At 45.1% G+C, this 17487-nt stretch carries 14 protein-coding genes; 6 read left to right on the plus strand and 8 right to left on the minus strand.

Translation table 11 applies throughout. From position 1 onward, the window contains the following. Positions 1-187: 187 nt before the first annotated feature. Complete coding sequence (locus tag GCHA_RS10345; RefSeq protein ID WP_007987897.1) at positions 188-808, plus strand: FMN-binding negative transcriptional regulator; 621 nt, start codon at positions 188-190, stop codon at positions 806-808. Between the two features lie 67 nt (positions 809-875). On the opposite strand, the gene GCHA_RS10350 is transcribed toward GCHA_RS10345, so the two are convergent. The 7 genes from GCHA_RS10350 to xdhA form a co-directional block, all read right to left on the minus strand. After that, positions 876-2093 (minus strand): urate hydroxylase PuuD, encoded by a 1218-nt coding sequence (locus GCHA_RS10350; RefSeq protein WP_007987898.1) that lies wholly within the window; start codon positions 2091-2093, stop codon positions 876-878. Between the two features lie 41 nt (positions 2094-2134). After that, positions 2135-3430, minus strand: coding sequence for a guanine deaminase (guaD, locus tag GCHA_RS10355; RefSeq protein WP_007987899.1), 1296 nt, complete (start codon positions 3428-3430; stop codon positions 2135-2137). Positions 3431-3446: 16 nt separating this feature from the next. Further along, on the minus strand, positions 3447-3779 hold the full coding sequence (gene uraH, locus GCHA_RS10360) for a hydroxyisourate hydrolase (RefSeq protein WP_007987900.1): 333 nt from the start codon (positions 3777-3779) through the stop codon (positions 3447-3449). Then, positions 3772-4281 carry a 2-oxo-4-hydroxy-4-carboxy-5-ureidoimidazoline decarboxylase gene (gene uraD, locus GCHA_RS10365; protein WP_007987901.1) on the minus strand — a complete coding sequence of 170 codons (510 nt, stop codon included), beginning with the start codon at positions 4279-4281 and terminating at the stop codon, positions 3772-3774. The genes uraH and uraD overlap by 8 nt, the downstream gene beginning before the upstream one ends. Further along, on the minus strand, positions 4278-5237 hold the full coding sequence (gene xdhC / locus GCHA_RS10370; RefSeq protein WP_007987902.1) for a xanthine dehydrogenase accessory protein XdhC: 960 nt from the start codon (positions 5235-5237) through the stop codon (positions 4278-4280). Before xdhC ends, uraD begins: the two co-directional genes overlap by 4 nt. Before the next feature lies 1 nt (position 5238). Next, on the minus strand, positions 5239-7593 hold the full coding sequence (gene xdhB / locus GCHA_RS10375) for a xanthine dehydrogenase molybdopterin binding subunit (protein ID WP_007987904.1): 2355 nt from the start codon (positions 7591-7593) through the stop codon (positions 5239-5241). 80 nt (positions 7594-7673) lie between these two features. After that, positions 7674-9116 carry a xanthine dehydrogenase small subunit gene (xdhA, locus tag GCHA_RS10380; RefSeq protein WP_007987905.1) on the minus strand — a complete coding sequence of 481 codons (1443 nt, stop codon included), beginning with the start codon at positions 9114-9116 and terminating at the stop codon, positions 7674-7676. Positions 9117-9431: 315 nt separating this feature from the next. On the opposite strand from xdhA, the gene GCHA_RS10385 reads away from it, so the two are divergent. Beyond that, positions 9432-10076, plus strand: a complete 645-nt coding sequence (locus GCHA_RS10385) for a TetR/AcrR family transcriptional regulator (protein ID WP_007987906.1) — start codon at positions 9432-9434, stop codon at positions 10074-10076. Between the two features lie 13 nt (positions 10077-10089). Next, positions 10090-10995 carry an allantoinase PuuE gene (gene puuE / locus GCHA_RS10390; RefSeq protein ID WP_007987907.1) on the plus strand — a complete coding sequence of 302 codons (906 nt, stop codon included), beginning with the start codon at positions 10090-10092 and terminating at the stop codon, positions 10993-10995. Between the two features lie 117 nt (positions 10996-11112). On the opposite strand, the gene GCHA_RS10395 is transcribed toward puuE, so the two are convergent. Beyond that, positions 11113-12444 carry an NCS2 family permease gene (locus GCHA_RS10395; protein WP_007987908.1) on the minus strand — a complete coding sequence of 444 codons (1332 nt, stop codon included), beginning with the start codon at positions 12442-12444 and terminating at the stop codon, positions 11113-11115. A gap of 333 nt (positions 12445-12777) precedes the next feature. On the opposite strand from GCHA_RS10395, the gene GCHA_RS10400 reads away from it, so the two are divergent. From GCHA_RS10400 to GCHA_RS10410, 3 genes are all read left to right on the plus strand, one after another. Further along, positions 12778-13791, plus strand: a complete 1014-nt coding sequence (locus GCHA_RS10400) for an adenosine deaminase (RefSeq protein ID WP_007987909.1) — start codon at positions 12778-12780, stop codon at positions 13789-13791. Positions 13792-14194: 403 nt separating this feature from the next. After that, positions 14195-15661 carry a NarK family nitrate/nitrite MFS transporter gene (locus GCHA_RS10405; protein WP_007987911.1) on the plus strand — a complete coding sequence of 489 codons (1467 nt, stop codon included), beginning with the start codon at positions 14195-14197 and terminating at the stop codon, positions 15659-15661. Positions 15662-15696: 35 nt separating this feature from the next. After that, a complete protein-coding gene (locus GCHA_RS10410) occupies positions 15697-17409 on the plus strand; it encodes a bifunctional protein-serine/threonine kinase/phosphatase (RefSeq protein ID WP_007987912.1) in 1713 nt (570 codons plus the stop codon). Positions 17410-17487: the final 78 nt, after the last annotated feature.

Consider the following 17487-nt stretch of genomic DNA (forward strand, 5'->3'; position numbering starts at 1 on the left):
TCTTTGTAGAACGCTCTAAATAGAGCGTTTTTTACTTTTCTTCCCTCAAAAGTCGGCTTTTTAGCAGAATGTCATCTATTTGACTTTGTTGAAGTGCTAAGATTTTTTTCAAATCTAAAATATGAATAATGATTGCTAATAAGTGACCGACGCACGTCAGGTCACAACAAAGAAGAGATTCCAATCCATGTTTGTCCCTAAAAATCTACGTATACAAGAAAAAGAACATATTGCTCAGTTTATCAGTGAACACAGTTTTGGTGTTGTTGTTTCTGATACATTGGATGCCACGCACATCCCATTCACCTTCAAACAAGAAGAGGGCGAGCAGGGGGTTCTATACGGTCATATTGCCAGAGCAAACCCCCATATTCAGCAATTGACGGGTGAGAACGCGTTGGTGATTTTCAGTGGTCCTCATGCTTATATTTCTCCAACTTGGTATGAAAACGGGCCTAGCGTACCTACATGGAACTATGCAGCAGTGCATTGTAAGGGCAGTGCTAGCCTGCTTAACGATGATGAGACAATACAGGCTATGGACGACTTGGTGGCCAAATACGAGCCTGCTTTACTCAACAACAAAACCTTAATGCCCGAGGAATATCAAGATAAACTTCGTCGAGGGGTGGTGGGTTTTAAAGTCGTAATTGAACATATCGACGCGAAAGAAAAGCTCGGTCAGCAGCGCAAAGTACCTGACCAACAAGGGGTGTTCAAGGCATTGCAAGAAAGCGCCGAGTTAGGTGATATTCAGTTGGCCAATTATATGCACAAACGTCAACTTGGCGTGGGAGATATTCAATAGTCAGGGGAAAATCCCCTACACTGAACCAATACGTTTAGTGTAGGGACTTCGCCATCTGGCCATCAATTTATGGCTTGAACCACTGACCAATCGCTTCTCTGTCATCTTCGGTCATACCGGTTTTGTTCATCAATGGCATATCTTTGTTGATCACAGCGCGCTGGTAAATCAATGGTGCTTTTGCATTAATTTGCTGCCAAGAATCAAGCATTAAGCCCAGCGGGGCCACAACAAATAGTTCATCCGTTGGCTTAGCAGAATGACAGTTAGCACAGTGGGTTTGAATTACATCAAACGCTCGCTGTTCAACGTCATTTAGCGGTGCTTTATTAGAAGAAACGCTACTTTGGTGAGCTTGAATATCGCTGGCTTCATTTTGAGTAGCCCTAGGATAAGATACCCATCCAGCAATTAATAGCATGCCTATAGCGCCAGTAATAAGCACAGACGGGCGATATATACCTATATGTTTTAAGTTAAAGTAATGACGGATCCACGCTGAAACAATACCAATAGCCATAAGCACAGCCCATGCTTGCGGGTGTTGAAAGGTCATGGGGTAGTGATTACTGATCATGATGAATAACAGAGGCAGGGTAAGGTAATTATTGTGCACCGAACGAAGTTTTGCTGCCAAGCCCCAAGCTGGGTCGATCTCTTTATTGTTGGTAACGGCATCGACCATTAGCCGCTGAGCCGGCATAATCTTGAAGAAGACATTGCCTGCCATAATGGTACCGACTAATGCACCAACGTGGATAAATGCACCACGGCCACTAAACCAATGGGTGGCCAAATAGCTTACCGCGCCAAGCAGTACCAGCAGGAATAATCCGAATAGCGTAGGGTAGCGTCCAAGGGCACTTCGACAAGCCCCTTCATAAATAAACAAGCCGCCAAAAATGAGTCCCAAACCGCGAATTATTGCGTCTTGCGGTGTCAAATCCATTACACTGGGATCAATCAAGTAAATAGACGCGCCGTGATAGTAAATTAAGCTCAGCAATAAGAAGCCACTCAACCAAGTGGTGTAGGCTTCCCATTTGAACCAATGTAAGGTTTCCGGCATTTTTTCTGGCCCGCGCTGATACTTGGCAACCTCGTAAAATCCGCCGCCGTGCACTGCCCACAGGTCACCTTTTATGCCTTTGTCTTGCTTCCATTTTGGCGGGGTACGCAAATTGTTATCTAGCCAAATAAAGTAAAACGATGCGCCAATCCACGCCACGCCGGCGATAACGTGAAACCAGCGGATAAATAAAGACGACCATTCAAACCATGCCATACTGATGTTCCTTTGTTGTAATTCTTATTCTTTACGTTTGTTTATGCGTTCGCCTGATAAACAGGTTCACCTGCGATGTACGTTGCCGTAATTGCTCTGTCATCGGCAAGCATGCTTAAGGCAAATATAATCTCTTTGATTTCGCTTTGTTCTTCACAGCGTAGTCGCGTTAGTTCATCAAAATGCGGATCGATGATCACGAAGTCAGCATCGGTTCCTGGGTTTAAATTTCCAATTTGATCGTCAAGATCTTGAGCAACAGCTGCGCCTTGAGTCATTAAATATAAACCATGTAAGGGTTGTAACTGCTCGCCGCGTAATTGCCCTACCTTATACGCCTCGCCCAAGGTACGTAACATACTAAAAGTGGTACCCGCACCCACATCTGTGGCTAAGGCCACGGGGATGTTGTATTTCTCAGCTGTGACTAAATCAAATAATCCGCTGCCTAAAAACAAGTTGGAAGTGGGGCAAAATGCGATACTTGCGCCGCTGTCAGCCATACGCTGCCATTCGTGTTCTTGCATGTGAATACAATGACCAAACATGGATTTTGGGCGCAGCATATTGAATTTATCGTATACGTCTAAATAACCGTTGTAATCAGGGAAAAGAGAATTAACCCACTCGATTTCATTTAGGTTTTCATTCAAATGGCTTTGAATATATACGTCCGGATATTGTTGTGCTAACTCGCCTAATGCATGCAATTGTTTACGGCTACTAGTAGGGGCGAATCTGGGTGTAATCGCATAATGTAAGCGGTCTTTCCCATGCCAGCGTTCAATCAATTCCGCACTTTCTTTTTGTGCTATTTCAGGGGTGTCTTGTAACCAAGTTGGACAGTGCCTGTCCATGCATACCTTACCTGCAATCAACAACATATTGTTTTTCTGAGCAGCGCTGAAAAGGGCATCGGCTGCACACTGGTGAACTGACGAATAGACCATGGCACTGGTGGTGCCGTGGCGGTATAGTTGACGCAAAAACACGTCTGCTATTTTGGCCGCGTACTCAGGGTCGGCAAATTTTTTCTCTGTAGGAAAGGTGTAATTATCAAGCCAATCGAGTAACTGTTCGCCATAACTGGCGAGCATTTCGGTCTGCGGAAAGTGCAAATGGCTATCGATAAAACCCGGCACAATAAGTTGCCCGCGATAATCAGCAGGTATTGCTTCTACGTACTGTTCTGAAAGACTTTTTGCATCACCAACGGCTTCTACTTTCCCGTTACGCGTAACCAGTGCGCCGTCTTTAAAATAGCTAAAGTCATCTTTTGGTTGCTGTGTTTTCTGAGAAAAATGCAAAATGGAAGCAAAGTATATTTTGGTTGTCATTGAATAAAATATTCCGTTAGCTACCGCGGTAACTGCTAAAGCCAAATGGCGAAATGAGTAGCGGAATATGGTAATGACCGCCTTCTTTTGTTATCTCAAAATGCACGTCTACAAAGGGATAAAATGCGCTACCATGGGTGGCAGATAAATACTCACCTGTGATGAACCTAAGCTGATAGTGGCCCGCGGTTATCGCTAATTCGCCCCATTGATTACAGCGGCCATCAGCGTCTGTTTGTGCGTGGGCAATATTGCCTTCTGGGGTAGTTAACATTAGCTGCATATTGGCGGCAGGTTTACCGAGCGTAGTGTCTAGCACATGGCTTGAAAGTGATGGTGCTTTACTCATCTGAAAGGCCTTTTAAGATACGTAACATAGTAATTTTAATTTGTTCTTTACTGGCAATGTCTATTTCAGTTGCCGTGGTATTGTCGATTCGCTTTTCGATTTCCTCAAGCATGGTTTTCGCGCTTAACCCGCTAGCACAGATAATAAAGATAAATCCGTGCTTCTCTTTATAGGCTAAATTTAATTTTTGTAATGCCTGTAAAGTCGCTTCGTCGGCCTGACTGGCGCCATCTTGCTCGTGGCTGGCCATGGCCTTTGTGCTGGCATACTTTTCCCTAAGGCTACTCATGTCACCAATCATAGGATGCGCATCAAACGCTTGTAAAAAGTCGTCTTGTTCCATGTCTTGCCAGTGTGTTTTTGCTTGCTGCAGCACATTTGGCACATTGGCATAAGGCCGCTGGGCTTGCATTTTTGTAACCCAGCGCTGTGCTGCGCAGGTTTGAGCAAAAAAGTGTTCTGCCGCTTCTGGCGACAGGTTATTTAGTTCGGTTAAGGTCATAGTAAGTCTTTTAGCTCTTTTGAGGCGCGCCATGCGCGTACCTGTTTTTCACGTTTTGCTTGATTTTTTTGCGTGGTTTTATCCGTATCTTTTTGGGCATTTCTATGAGCATTGTTACGCTCAATGCTTTGGCTTGAGGGAGTTGTCGCAACGCTTTTTTGATTAGCGTCATCATGCTGATTAAGTCGCTGAATCAATTGGCCCGCAATCGATACTGCTACTTCAATCGGACGCTTCCCGGGAATATCTAACACGCCAATTGGGCTGACAAACCGTTCGAGGGAATCCGCATCGGGCATGCGAGTGGCAATGCGCGTACTAAAACGCTTAGCTTTAGTGTCTGACCCAATCATGCCGATAAACGGTAGGTCAGGGCGTTTAAGTGCAGTTTCAACCAGTTCATAATCTAACTGATGATTGTGGGTCATGATCACCAACCAGCTGTTGGCAGGGGCACAAGAGATATGCTCACTTGGCTCGTCACTTACTATCATCTCCACATTCGCAACATTAAATTTAGCATCGTTTTGCGGCAACAAATCAGCGCGTGAATCAATCCATTGTATTTGTAGTGGCAACTGCGCCAGCAATGGCACTAACGAGTGGGCGACATGTCCGGCCCCGTATATTTGTACAGTTTGGCATTGCTCAATCATCACTTCAAACAATAGATTAACCGCACCGCCGCAGCATTGGCCTAACTTGCTCGAAAGGGGATAGTGCTCAATATGTTGGGTATGTTCCTTTGCTGCCAATAAACTTCGGGCTTGCTCGGTGGCGGCGAATTCCAAATGCCCACCGCCTATGGTGTCAAAGGTTTCGTCACCTGTGACAATCATCTTGGTACCGTTGCCCCTAGGGGTTGAACCCGCAGCAGCCAAAACGGTGACCAACACATAGCCTTTACCTTGTGCTTGGCATTGGTGCAGCGCATCATACCATTTGTTGGTATTCATCTTAGCTTACCTTGTCAGAGAACAAACCGTTCTCTAGGGCTGTTATGCATTTTAGCACCGCCTCTGGCGTGGCAGGGGCAGGCAAAGGTGGGTCGACCTTATAGTCAGTCAAGCTTGAAATAGCATCCTTAATCGCGCACCAAACCGAATTGGCTAACATAAAGGGTGGCTCACCGACTGCTTTTGAATGATAGATACTGTCTTCGTCGTTGTCCCGTGGGTACAAGTCGACATTGAATACCTCTGGCGTGTCACCAATAGCGGGTATTTTATAGGTTGCTGGGTTGTTACTGATCAATCGGCCTGTGTTGTCCCACTTTAAATCTTCTGTAGTAAGCCAGCCCATACCTTGAATAAAGCCGCCTTCAATCTGGCCGATGTCAATTGCTGGGTTAAGGCTGCGACCTACATCATGCAAAATATCAACACGTTCTACCTTGTATTCACCGGTCAGAGTATCAACGGCTACTTCGGACACTGACGCTCCATAAGCAAAATAAAAGAACGGACGACCATTGCCTGTGCTTCTATCGTAATGAATTTTTGGTGTTTTATAAAAACCTGTTGAAGACAGTGATACACGACCTATGTAGGCATCTTGGACTAACTGGACAAAATCAATGCTATGTTCGGCCAATGTGACGCGATTGTCTGAGAAAACCACATCATCAGCAGATAATGCATTATCACCAATCTGCTCAGCGTAAAATTCTGCTAAGCGCTGTTTAACGATGATACATGCATTTTGTGCCGCTTTTCCGTTCAAATCGGTACCACTTGATGCCGCAGTGGGGGAGGTGTTGGGAACTTTATCCGTTCGCGTGGCCGTGACCTCTACGTCATGCAGCGATATACCAAATTCATTGGCGACAATTTGCCCAATCTTAGTGTGCAAACCTTGGCCCATTTCAGTGCCGCCATGGTTGATTTGCATGCTGCCATCTGTGTAAACATGCAACAGGGCGCCGGCTTGGTTCAAATGCTTAGCAGTGAATGAGATGCCGAATTTAACGGGCGTCAGTGCTAAACCTTTCTTAACGATTGGGCTGGTTTTATTGAATTGAGTAATCGTTTCTCTTCTCGCCCAGTAATCAGAAGATGTTTCCAACCTGTCGATTAAATCGCCAAGCAAGTTGTGCTCAACGGTCATGCCGTATGGCGTTAAGTTACGTTCGTTCTCACCGTATAGATTCAATTTGCGCACAGTGAGTGGATCTTTCCCGACTTTACGCGCAATGGCATCCATCATGACTTCAGCCATTATCATGCCCTGTGGGCCGCCAAACCCGCGGTAGGCGGTGTGTGATACTTGATTAGTACGGCATCGGTGACCGGCCACATTCACGTTTTCGAGGTAATAACCGTTGTCGCAATGAAACATGGCTCTATCAACAATTGCGTCTGATAAGTCCGGCGAGTGCCCGCAATTACCATTGATGTCGATTGCAGCGGCAGTGATTAAACCATCTTGGTTAAAACCCACTTGATAGCTGTTTTCGAACGGATGGCGTTTTCCCGTGGCGATCATGTCTTGCATGCGTGGTAAACGAAGCTTTACTGCGCATTGATTACGCTTTGCAAGTAGTGCCGCAATACATGCCCACTGAGCAGCTTGGGTTTCTTTACCCCCAAAACCGCCCCCCATTCGGCGCATGTCGACCACGACTTTGTTTAATTTACACCCTAGCACTTCAGCAATCAGTTTTTGCACTTCACTTGGGTGTTGGCTAGAGGTATACACCAAGACGCGATCTTCTTCATCGTTTATCGCCATGGACACTTGACCCTCAAGGTACATGTGCTCTTGACCACCTATGCTTAAATGCCCCTGAGCATTGCATTCACTTTGGGCGAATGCGCTGGCAAAGTCTCCTTGGTGCATAAAGTGTGGCGGTCGTACAAAATTGTCCTGTTGCTTCGCCTCGGATACGCTAAGGCAAGCCGTGGTAGGAGTAATGTCAATTTTCGCTTTTAGGGCCGCTTGTCTAGCGTGATGCGTGCTGTCAGCCAGCACAGCAAACATAGCTTGGCCATTAAATAAAACGCGACCTTGCGCAAAAATCGGATCGCCATCGAAAACCGGTGCAATATCTACGTGGCCTGGTACGTCATCTACGGTAATGACATCAATGACCCCAGGGCTAGCCCAAACCTCAGTTAAATCTATATGGTTTATTATGCCTGATGCTTCTGGGCTGGTGCCCACAGCGGCATATTGTAAATTGCCAGGTTCGGGCATGTCATCCACGTAACGAGCTTGTCCGCTCACTTGACGAATGGCGCTTTCGTGGGGATGAGATTTACCGACCTTGCCCTGTGGGTTACTGGTAAACGGCTGTTCAATAAGTTTACGCATGACAGTAACCTCGCTGAATATCTAATGTAGAGTGGGGCACAGCCCAGCTAAGCACAGATTTAATATTACGCATTTTAATATTATGCATACGTGTGCACTCGGGTTTCAATTTGTTGACTGTGTTGGTTTGTTTGCAGCCAAAAACGCTTGAATAGGTTGACCAATAATGTTTGACGATATTCTGCACTGGCGCGCACGTCATCAATGGGGGAAAATGTTTGGCATAAGACATTTTTGCCCGCTTCAAACGTTTCAGCTAGAGTCCAGTCTTTTCCGACGAGTATATTGCTAAGTGCATCGTCAGATGCTGGTGTTGCAGCTACACCGCCAAATCCGGTATTCAGCCTTTGTACAATATTATTGTCGTCTAATGTTAAGTTAAATACAGCGCACACCGCTGAAATATCATCTTCTTGGCGTTTAGATACTTTGTACGCGCGTACTTGCGCCGCCTCAGATAAAAACGGAATGTAAATACCGGCTATCCATTCCCCTTGTTTTAACAACGTTTGACGGTAGCCGGTAAAAAACTCACTGATATTGATTTCACGTTTTGTACTACCGTTATCGACATGAATAATCGCATTTAGTGCCAGTAGTGCCGGGGGCATATCGCCGATAGGAGACGCGTTAGCCACATTCCCTCCTAACGTAGCTTGGTTACGAATAGGGGTAGATGCGAAGCGTTCGATCAATTCATGTAACGCAGGAAAATGCTTGAGCAGCAAGGTTTCCATTTTGCTAAATGGCACGGCCGCGCCGATTTTAAGGCCGTCTTCGGTTTCTTCTATGTCCTGCAGTTCGTCTACTTCGGTTAAGCTTATTAGTTTAGGTAAACTTTTAAGCTGCTGAGTGACTTCTAAGGCTAAATCTGTGCTGCCAGCGAATAATCGCGCATCTGGATTTTCTTTTATGGCTACACTGAGCTCACGGCGATTTTTAGGCATCAGCAGGGCGGGTAAGCCACTGTCACTATTGTCAAGTTCAGCTAACTGTTCAAGAGTGATGTGTTGGTTGCGACTAAATTTGTCACTTGGCGCGCCAGTACAGGCATTTAAGGCCGCGTCAATAATAGGGCGATAACCCGTACAGCGGCATAAATTACCCCCTAGTGCTACGTTGATCTGCTCACGGTTAGGCGCGTTATCTTTTTGGTAAAGAGCGAACATAGACATAACGAAACCGGGCGTACAAAAACCGCACTGAGATCCGTGAGCATCTACCATGGCTGCTTGTACAGGATGTAAGGTTTCACCTTCCGCTAAGTGCTCTACCGTTAATAGCTGCTTGCCTTGAATTGCAGATAAAAACGTCACGCAGCTGTTTAAGGCGCGATACTCTAGTGCTGAGCCCTGTTTATTAGGATGTGCGACCACGACCGTGCATGCGCCGCAATCGCCTGACGCACAGCCTTCTTTAGTGCCACTTAGCTTGCGCTCTTCTCTTAGGTAATTGAGCAGTGTCGTATCTGCTTGACTTGCATCTATGTGCACAGCTTTGTCATTAAGTAGAAAGCTGATCATGGTCTTCTCCGAGTAGCTCAGTCATAAATATGTTTGTAATGATTTGTATAATAGCGTGATTTAATACAAAAACCAGACCAATTGGTCAGGTTTTTGCTAAATTGTTTTCTGAGTTTGGTATTATGAGTGCTTAGTGCCTAACGACTGAATCGGTTTATGGCTTGCTTGAATAATGCCTAAGTCGCTAATTTTTCGAAGATAACTCGTGAAGAATAGGCAAGCTAAGTAATTTTAGGTAGTATGTTAACCTAATGTTAATGGGACATGCGCGGCCAAATATACACGGCTCTACATAAAAGGAAATGAACAAATTACATGAGTGACTCATTATCAAAAAAAGATGACAGTATCGGTGCAATTAATCGCGTTAAAATATTAGCTGCTGCAGAAAAAGAGTTTGCAATTCATGGGTTTAAAGGAACTCGCGTGCAGCACATCGCTGATAGAGCTGAATTACCTAAGACCAATATTTTGTACTATTTTAAGTCTAAAGACGGTTTGTATTTAGCCTTGTTACAAGAGATTTTAAGTTTGTGGAACAGCAGTTTTGATAATGCAAAAGCGCAGGATGATCCTGCTCAAGTGTTAGCTGCGTATATAGCAGATAAGATGGAAATCTCACGTTGCCGGCCAGATGCATCGAAAATATTTGCACTAGAAATTATCAATGGTGCACCAAACTTGAGCAGCTTCTTCAAAGATCAGCATTCAACATGGATGAATTCGCGCGTAGCGGTCATTCAGCAATGGATTGAACTAGGAAAATTACCAGAAATTGACCCCTATTATTTGTTGTTCAATATTTGGGCTAGCAGTCAACACTACGCTGATTTTTCTGCGCAAATTACGGAACTTAAAGGCCATGAAATGGATCAAAATGAATTCGCAAACGCCACCAAGAGTTTAATTAAGCTCATTTTACAAGGCTGCGGCCTAACAGTACCAAAACAATATCAATAACAAGAGATAGGTAATGAACCACGCATACCCACGAGATTTAATCGGCTACGGCGACACACCGCCGAATCCGAACTGGCCTAGCAATGCAAATATAGCAGTGCAGTTCGTGCTTAACTATGAAGAAGGTGGCGAAAACTGTGTTTTGCATGGTGATGATACGTCTGAAGTTTTTCTTTCTGAAATCATTGGTGCGCAAGCGTACAAAGACCGTCATTTGAGCATGGAATCCATGTATGAATATGGCAGTCGAGTCGGTTTCTGGCGGTTACATCGTCTATTTGAGCGTTTGCAGGTACCGATTACTGTCTTCGGCGTGACCATGGCGTTGCAACGTAACCCTGAGGCGGTTGCCGCAATGAAAGAAGCCAACTGGGAAATTGCTAGTCACGGCATGCGCTGGATCCATTATCAAAATATGCCTGAGGCACAAGAGCGAAAAATGATTGATGCTTCTATGCAGCTTCATCAAGCCATAACGGGCTCGAAACCGGTTGGTTGGTATACTGGGCGAACCAGCCCAAATACCTTAAAACTTATATCTGAGCGAGATGATTTATTGTATTGCGCAGATTCTTACGCGGATGACCTGCCATACTACGATACTAATTATCTTAAACCCTTATTAATTGTTCCTTACACGCTAGATACGAACGACATGCGCTTTGCTAGTGCCCAAGGGTTCAACAGCGGGGAACAGTTCTACCAGTATCTTAAAGATGCATTTGATGTGTTGTACGAGGAAGGAAATTACGCGCCAAAAATGCTGTCAATTGGTTTGCATTGCCGGATCGTCGGCCGTCCCGCGCGCATGGCTGCATTGCAACGATTTATTGAATATGTGCAAAGCCATGACCGTGTTTGGTTAAGTACGCGCCAAGAGATTGCTCAGCATTGGAAGGATAACTTCCCGTTTAAATAGCGCTGATTGAGGTAGTGGGGGTTAGCTTAGTGCAAGCCATAAAAAAACGCGTGATAGTTAGCACTATCACGCGTTTTCTGATTTTAAGCGGATACCTGAGACAATACGCGTAGTGAGCTATTTCAAATCAAGCACATAACGCAGTATAAACACAGCAGCCATGGCGTAAGTTATCCAAGTCACTTGTTTATATTTGCCCGTTCCGACCATGATGCCCACATAAGTAATAAAGCCCATTGCTATCCCTTCACTGATGCTAAAGGTTAGTGGCATAACCAACAGAGCAACAGTGGCGGTGGCAAGGGCGGTTAAATCGTCAAAATCAAGTTGTCTGAATGAATCCATCATTAAAATACCCACCATTATCAACGCGGGCGTGGTTGCCATTAATGGGATCACTTTCATTAGCGGTGTGAAAAATAGCGCGAGCATAAAGCACAACGCAACAAATACTCCGGTTAGGCCAGTGCGGCCACCTGATGAAACACCGGCAGCTGATTCTACATAAGACGTGACAGGGGAAGTACCAAGGGCTGCGCCGACTACGCTTGCAGTTGCATCAGCGGTCATCGCTGGGCCAATTTTCGGCAACCGACCTTCTTTATCTAATAAGTTAGCACGGCGAGATACACCAATTAAGGTGCCGATGGTATCAAACATATTAACGAATAAGAGAGCGAAGATAAGATCCCACGTAGTGGCGATATTTTCGATTGGGTACATAAGATCCATGGCGAAAAAGGTTGTACTGATACTGTCGGGCATACCTACAAATGAGTCTGTGTGCTGCGTTAGATATCCGTCTGCGGTAGGAATAAACGCGCCAATTAAGGTGAGTACTAAAACAGAAATCAATATTGCGCCAGTGACCTTTTTGATAAACAGCACTATGGTCAGTAGAATGCCAACAACCGCGAGCATGGTCGCAGGCTCAGATAAATCACCAATGGTAAGAAAGGTAGCAGGGTGATCAACCACGATACCGGCGTTTTTTAAACCAATAAATGCGATAAACAAGCCAATACCACACTGCACACCAATTTTAAGTGCTGCCGGGATAGCATCCGCTATCTTGGTGCGCACCCCTGTCACCGATAACAGTAAAAAGAGTATGCCATTCCAAAATACTATTCCTAATGCCGCTTCCCAGTGGATGTCGCGAGTTAAACAAATAGTAAAGGCAAAAAATGCATTTAAGCCCATGCCTGGCGCCATCGCGATAGGGTAGTTGGTCATAAACGCCATTAGCAGTGTGCCTAAGCAAGCGGCGAGGGCGGTCACTGTGATCAAGCCGACTACAGGCATACCACCAGCAGATAAAATACTGGGGTTAACTACAAGTACATAGGACATGGCGGCGAAGGTGGTGAGACCTGCGATAAACTCTGTTTTTATATTAGTGCCATTGGCTTGCAGCTTAAAAAGCTTTTCGAATACTGCGTTAAACATGGATGCTTCTCATTGTGGGTTCTCTTACTAGCCTGAGCGGGCCAATGAAAAAAGGGTTAAAGTACCCCGTGAAAGCAAAAACCTGACCATTTAGTCTAGCTTTGGTCTGGTTTATGCTGAACAATGATACACAAAGACGTCGCTTCACGCTCAAGGGAACGGTTAACTGATGAAAAATAATGACTAAATAGCCTGTGTCTTCAGTTAAAATAGTGTTCAGCGAATTAATAAACGTATGTCACGCTCTAATGTAGTGCGTGTATTGCTCCAATCTAGTGCGAGGCAGCACAGCAATACAGGCGTTAAGCGTGATACTAATAAGAGGATGTCACCATGCCCATCGAAAACGCAGCCACAGCAGAATTAATTAAAGCACTGCCCAAAGCTGAGTTACATTTGCATATAGAAGGCTCACTTGAGCCTGAATTAATGATGGCGTTAGCGGCCAAACACCAAGTCACATTACCTTATGCCACCATTGATGATGTGCGCCGTGCTTACAACTTTGATAATTTGCAAAGTTTCTTGGATCTATATTATTTAGGCGCCTCTGTGCTTCGAGATGAAGACGATTTTTATCGTTTAATGTGGGATTACCTATGCAAGTGTAAAGAAGATAAAGTGGTGCATGCCGAAATCATGTTTGATCCGCAAACCCACACCGAACGTGGTATCGGCTTTGAGGTATTCATGTCGGGATTCATGCGGGCCATTGCCCAAGCGGAAAAAGAGTGGGGCCAGTCAACGTTATTGATTATGTCGTTCTTACGGCACTTAAGTGAAGAAAGTGCATTTGAAACCCTCGAAGCGGCACAGCCTTATTTATCGATGATCACCGCGGTAGGGCTCGACAGTTCAGAGCTTGGTAACCCTCCGCAAAAGTTTGCTCGGGTATTTGCTAAAGCAAAATCACTTGGCTTGTTGCGTGTTGCCCACGCGGGGGAAGAAGGTCCAGCAGAATATATATGGAGTGCGTTGAATGATTTGGACGTACATCGAATCGATCATGGTGTTCGTAGTGTCGATGATCCCGCTTTAATGCAAACCTTGGCACAAAAACAAATGCCGCTCACGGTCTGTCCTTTATCGAATATTAAATTATGTGTATTTTCCCATATGCGAGAGCACAACATTCTTAGTTTGCTTGATAGCGGTTTACTAGTGACGGTGAATGCGGATGATCCAAGTTATTTCGGCGGTTATTTAAACGACAACTATCACGCATTAGCAGCACATTTGCCTATTACCCAGGAGCAAATTAAAACCTTAGCTGCGAACAGTTTTAAAGCGAGCTTTTTAGCCCAAGATAAGAAGGCATTGTGGTTAGCGCAGGTGGCGGCGCTTTAGTATTGGATGCAGACGTTAGCGGTTGTTAGTACAAGCAGCCATTCACAACAGGTTACTTGCCGTTATGCAAAGCGCACAAGTTACCCTGGATTTATATTATGTGAACAAGCACGAAAGCCGTGCAACTTGCACTAACTTGGTTAAACATCATCGCGCTATTGTTTGGTTTACTTTTGCTTAAATATTTAACTTATTGAATTATATATATTTATTAAGATTGGCATTATTGGTGCTTTAGTTAAAGTGAATGCACTAGTGTTATTAATAAAGATATAACGAAAACACACACTGACAAAATTACCTCTTCGTAATTTTTAAGTAAGGCAATGTAGCCCGCATCGACTTTCCGTGTCCTGGAGTCGTTGCGGGTTTTTTTTTGAGTCAATTTTCTAAGAGTAACCAAATGAGCGCCGAAAAATTTAATTTACTGTCTTTCACCGGCAAAATGAAAACCCTCCATCTCTCGTGGATTGCGTTTTTTATTACCTTCATGGTGTGGTTCAACATGGCCCCCTTAAAAGGCGCTATTGTAGATGGTGTTGGTCTAACGCTCAGCGAATGGAAAACCCTGCTCATTATAAATGTTGCTTTAACGATCCCGGCCCGCGTCATTATCGGTGCGTTAACGGATAAATTTGGGCCACGGATTGTTTACTCCGCCCTCATGGCAATATGTTCAATTCCGTGTTTTATGTTTGCCCTTGCTGATAGCTTCACCCAGTTGCTGATTGCACGATTTGCTTTAGGGTGTATCGGCGCAGGTTTTGTAGTGGGTATTCGTATGGTAAGTGAATGGTTTCCACCTAAGGAGCTAGGCACAGCCGAAGGTGTGTACGGTGGTTGGGGCAATTTCGGCTCAGCGGCTGCGGCATTTACCTTACCTACGTTAGCTATTGTGTTCGGTGGCGATGACGGCTGGCGTTACGCGGTGGGGCTAACAGGGTTGATGAGTTTATTGTTCAGTGTCGTGTACTTTAAAAACACCACAGATACACCAAAAGGCTCAACCTATTTCCGGCCTAAAAATTTAGGGGGCATGGAAGTCACCAGTGTTGGCGATTTCTACCTGTTACTTGTGATGAAAACCCCTATGTATTTAGCGCTTGCCTTACTCAACTGGAAGTTATCGCCGCAAGGTGTTTCATTGTTAAGCGAGGGCGTCGCGCTTGCCATCTATTTAGGACTCGCGGCGCTGTACGTGTACGACGCCTATGCCACCTATAAAGTGAACAAAGAAATATTTGTTACCCCAGTGCCTGAGGTACATCAATATTCGTTTAAGCAAGTTGCAGTATTAAATATTTTGTACTTTGCCACCTTTGGCTCAGAGCTGGCGGTGGTGTCTATGTTACCAGCCTTTTTCGCAGAAACGTTTGAGCTGAATATGGCCACAGCAGGGCTACTTGCCGGTATGTACGCTTTTATGAATTTAATGTCGCGCCCAGGAGGAGGCTTAATTTCAGACCGTTTTGGGCGCAGAAAAACCTTACTGATACTAACAGCAGGTCTCGCATTGGGTTATTTTTGCCTGAGCCTTATTGATGCTACTTGGCCTATTTGGCTTGCCGTTATCGCTGTTATGGCCTGTTCATTCTTCGTGCAATCAGGGGAGGGAGCCGTCTTTGCAGTCGTCCCCCTCATCAAGCGCCGTTTAACGGGGCAAATAGCAGGCATGACCGGTGCGTACGGGAATGTAGGTGCTGTTGTGTATTTAACGGTTTATTCCATGGTTGATACCTCAACTTTCTTCGTTGTAATTTCTTGTACCGCTGTGCTTGGGTTTGTGGCATTGCTGTTTATGAAAGAGCCGCAAGGGGCAATGACGGAAGTGAGAGAAGATGGTAGTGTTGAATTAATCAACGTGACCTAGGCCACAGAAGTCGCCGTTTATATGAGAAATGCATATTGGAAAAACTAAGCTTAGTATTTGGTGGTTTTTCCAGCGAAGGGGTAAAGGCAGAAAACCAAGACGCCTTTGCCGCTTACCTACCAAAGGATGCCAATCTTGGCTCAAAAGGCGCCGTCGCTGCTATTGCTGACGGCGTCAGCGTTTGTACCCGCGCCCGGGAAGCCGCTATCACCTGTGTCACTAATTTTATTCAAGATTACTATCAAACCCCGCAAACCTGGACGGTTAAACATGCTAGCAGCAAAGTCTTACAAGGATTAAACCGTTGGTGCTTTGGCCAACATGACTACGAGCATGGGGGCCATAGTCAAATGGTGACTACCTTCAGTGGTATGGTGTTTAAGTCCGCCACTGGGTTTATATTGCATACGGGGGATAGCCGTATTAGCCGGGTGCAAAATGGAGATTTTGAGCAACTCACAACGGATCATGTTTCTCGCCAGGGGCGTCACAACGTATTGACGCGAGCGGTCGGTATTGAAGCCCACTTAGATGTTGATTTTCGCACCATTGCATTGGCGCGTGATGACATATTCGTGCTGACATCTGACGGTGTACATGAATTTTTAAATGCAAAAAAACTGCTGTCATATATTCAAGATGTGAGTGTGAGCTTAGAGCAAAGAGCCAAAAATATTGTTGCTGCAGCCCTTGAGGCGGGCAGTGACGATAATCTTACCTGCTTGCTTGTGCATGTTAGCGAATTGCCTAATGCCAGCTTAGATGAGCACTACCGTCAGCTAATGCATCTGGCCATGCCCCCCGCATTAGATGTAGGCATGAAGCTTGAAGGATACAGGGTGGTGCAAACCCTATTCAATGGCACACGCAGCAGCTTGTATAAAGTCATAAATGAACGGGACAACAAATCGTATGGGCTAAAAATACCGTCACAAAACTTTGTTGACGATTCTGTGTATTTAAGTGGTTTTTTACGTGAAGAGTGGATTGGTCAACATATTCAGCATCCCAATGTGATGCGCATATTTAAGCGTCCTGACGACGCTAAATTTATGTATCACGTGTGCGAATACATCGAAGGGCAAACCCTACGCCAATGGATGCTAGACAACCCTAAGCCGTCGATTGAGCAGGTGAGGGTGATTATTCGTCCTTTAGTGCAAGCACTGCGCGTTTTACAGCGCCGCGATATGGTGCATCGTGACGTTAAACCTGAAAATGTGATGGTTGATCACAATGGGGAAGTAAAACTGATCGATTTTGGCACTGTGCTAGTCAATGCGTTAGCAGAAACAAACTCCTTGCCGACAGAGAGCATTGCGCTTGGCTCGGTGCATTATATCGCTCCGGAGTACCTGCTTATGCAGAGCAGTGATCATCAAAGTGATATGTTTTCTGTGGCGGTTGTGGTCTATGAAATGCTGACAGGTAAGTTGCCATTTAAAGCATTTAGGTACCAAGATTATATCCCTAGCAGCTTTGATGAATGGCAGTATCAACCTTTAAGCCAAAATAGGCCCGATCTGCCTTCTTGGTTAGATCTAACCCTACGCAAAGCCTTGCAGCCTAACCCTGTGTTTCGTTATCAGGCTTTTTCAGAGTTTTTGATGGACTTATCTCAGCCTAATCAAACGCTCGTGTTAGCCGCGCAAAAACGCCCCTTGATTCAGCGAAACCCACTGGCGGTCTTTCAGGGTCTTTGCGTCATTCAATTCGTTATTATTTTATATTTACTCAGTATTATTTAACCTATTGAGAGGTGCGTTAGTCGTAATCTAACGCCCAAATTTTGAGCATCCTGCACTTTTTTGGCATTTTGTTTCTTT

This window comes from Paraglaciecola chathamensis S18K6 (assembly GCA_000314955.1).
Taxonomy (GTDB): domain Bacteria; phylum Pseudomonadota; class Gammaproteobacteria; order Enterobacterales; family Alteromonadaceae; genus Paraglaciecola; species Paraglaciecola chathamensis.

Bases quoted from the DNA above. Each gene is read 5' to 3' on its own strand.
- GCHA_RS10345 (WP_007987897.1), top strand. From the start codon at position 188: ATGTTTGTCCCTAAAAATCTACGTATACAAGAAAAAGAACATATTGCT.
- xdhB (WP_007987904.1), bottom strand. From the start codon at position 7,593: ATGCGTAAACTTATTGAACAGCCGTTTACCAGTAACCCACAGGGCAAG.
- uraH (WP_007987900.1), bottom strand. From the start codon at position 3,779: ATGAGTAAAGCACCATCACTTTCAAGCCATGTGCTAGACACTACGCTC.
- xdhA (WP_007987905.1), bottom strand. From the start codon at position 9,116: ATGATCAGCTTTCTACTTAATGACAAAGCTGTGCACATAGATGCAAGT.
- GCHA_RS10395 (WP_007987908.1), bottom strand. From the start codon at position 12,444: ATGTTTAACGCAGTATTCGAAAAGCTTTTTAAGCTGCAAGCCAATGGC.
- guaD (WP_007987899.1), bottom strand. From the start codon at position 3,430: ATGACAACCAAAATATACTTTGCTTCCATTTTGCATTTTTCTCAGAAA.
- GCHA_RS10350 (WP_007987898.1), bottom strand. From the start codon at position 2,093: ATGGCATGGTTTGAATGGTCGTCTTTATTTATCCGCTGGTTTCACGTT.
- xdhC (WP_007987902.1), bottom strand. From the start codon at position 5,237: ATGAATACCAACAAATGGTATGATGCGCTGCACCAATGCCAAGCACAA.
- GCHA_RS10405 (WP_007987911.1), top strand. From the start codon at position 14,195: ATGAGCGCCGAAAAATTTAATTTACTGTCTTTCACCGGCAAAATGAAA.
- uraD (WP_007987901.1), bottom strand. From the start codon at position 4,281: ATGACCTTAACCGAACTAAATAACCTGTCGCCAGAAGCGGCAGAACAC.
- puuE (WP_007987907.1), top strand. From the start codon at position 10,090: ATGAACCACGCATACCCACGAGATTTAATCGGCTACGGCGACACACCG.
- GCHA_RS10385 (WP_007987906.1), top strand. From the start codon at position 9,432: ATGAGTGACTCATTATCAAAAAAAGATGACAGTATCGGTGCAATTAAT.
- GCHA_RS10400 (WP_007987909.1), top strand. From the start codon at position 12,778: ATGCCCATCGAAAACGCAGCCACAGCAGAATTAATTAAAGCACTGCCC.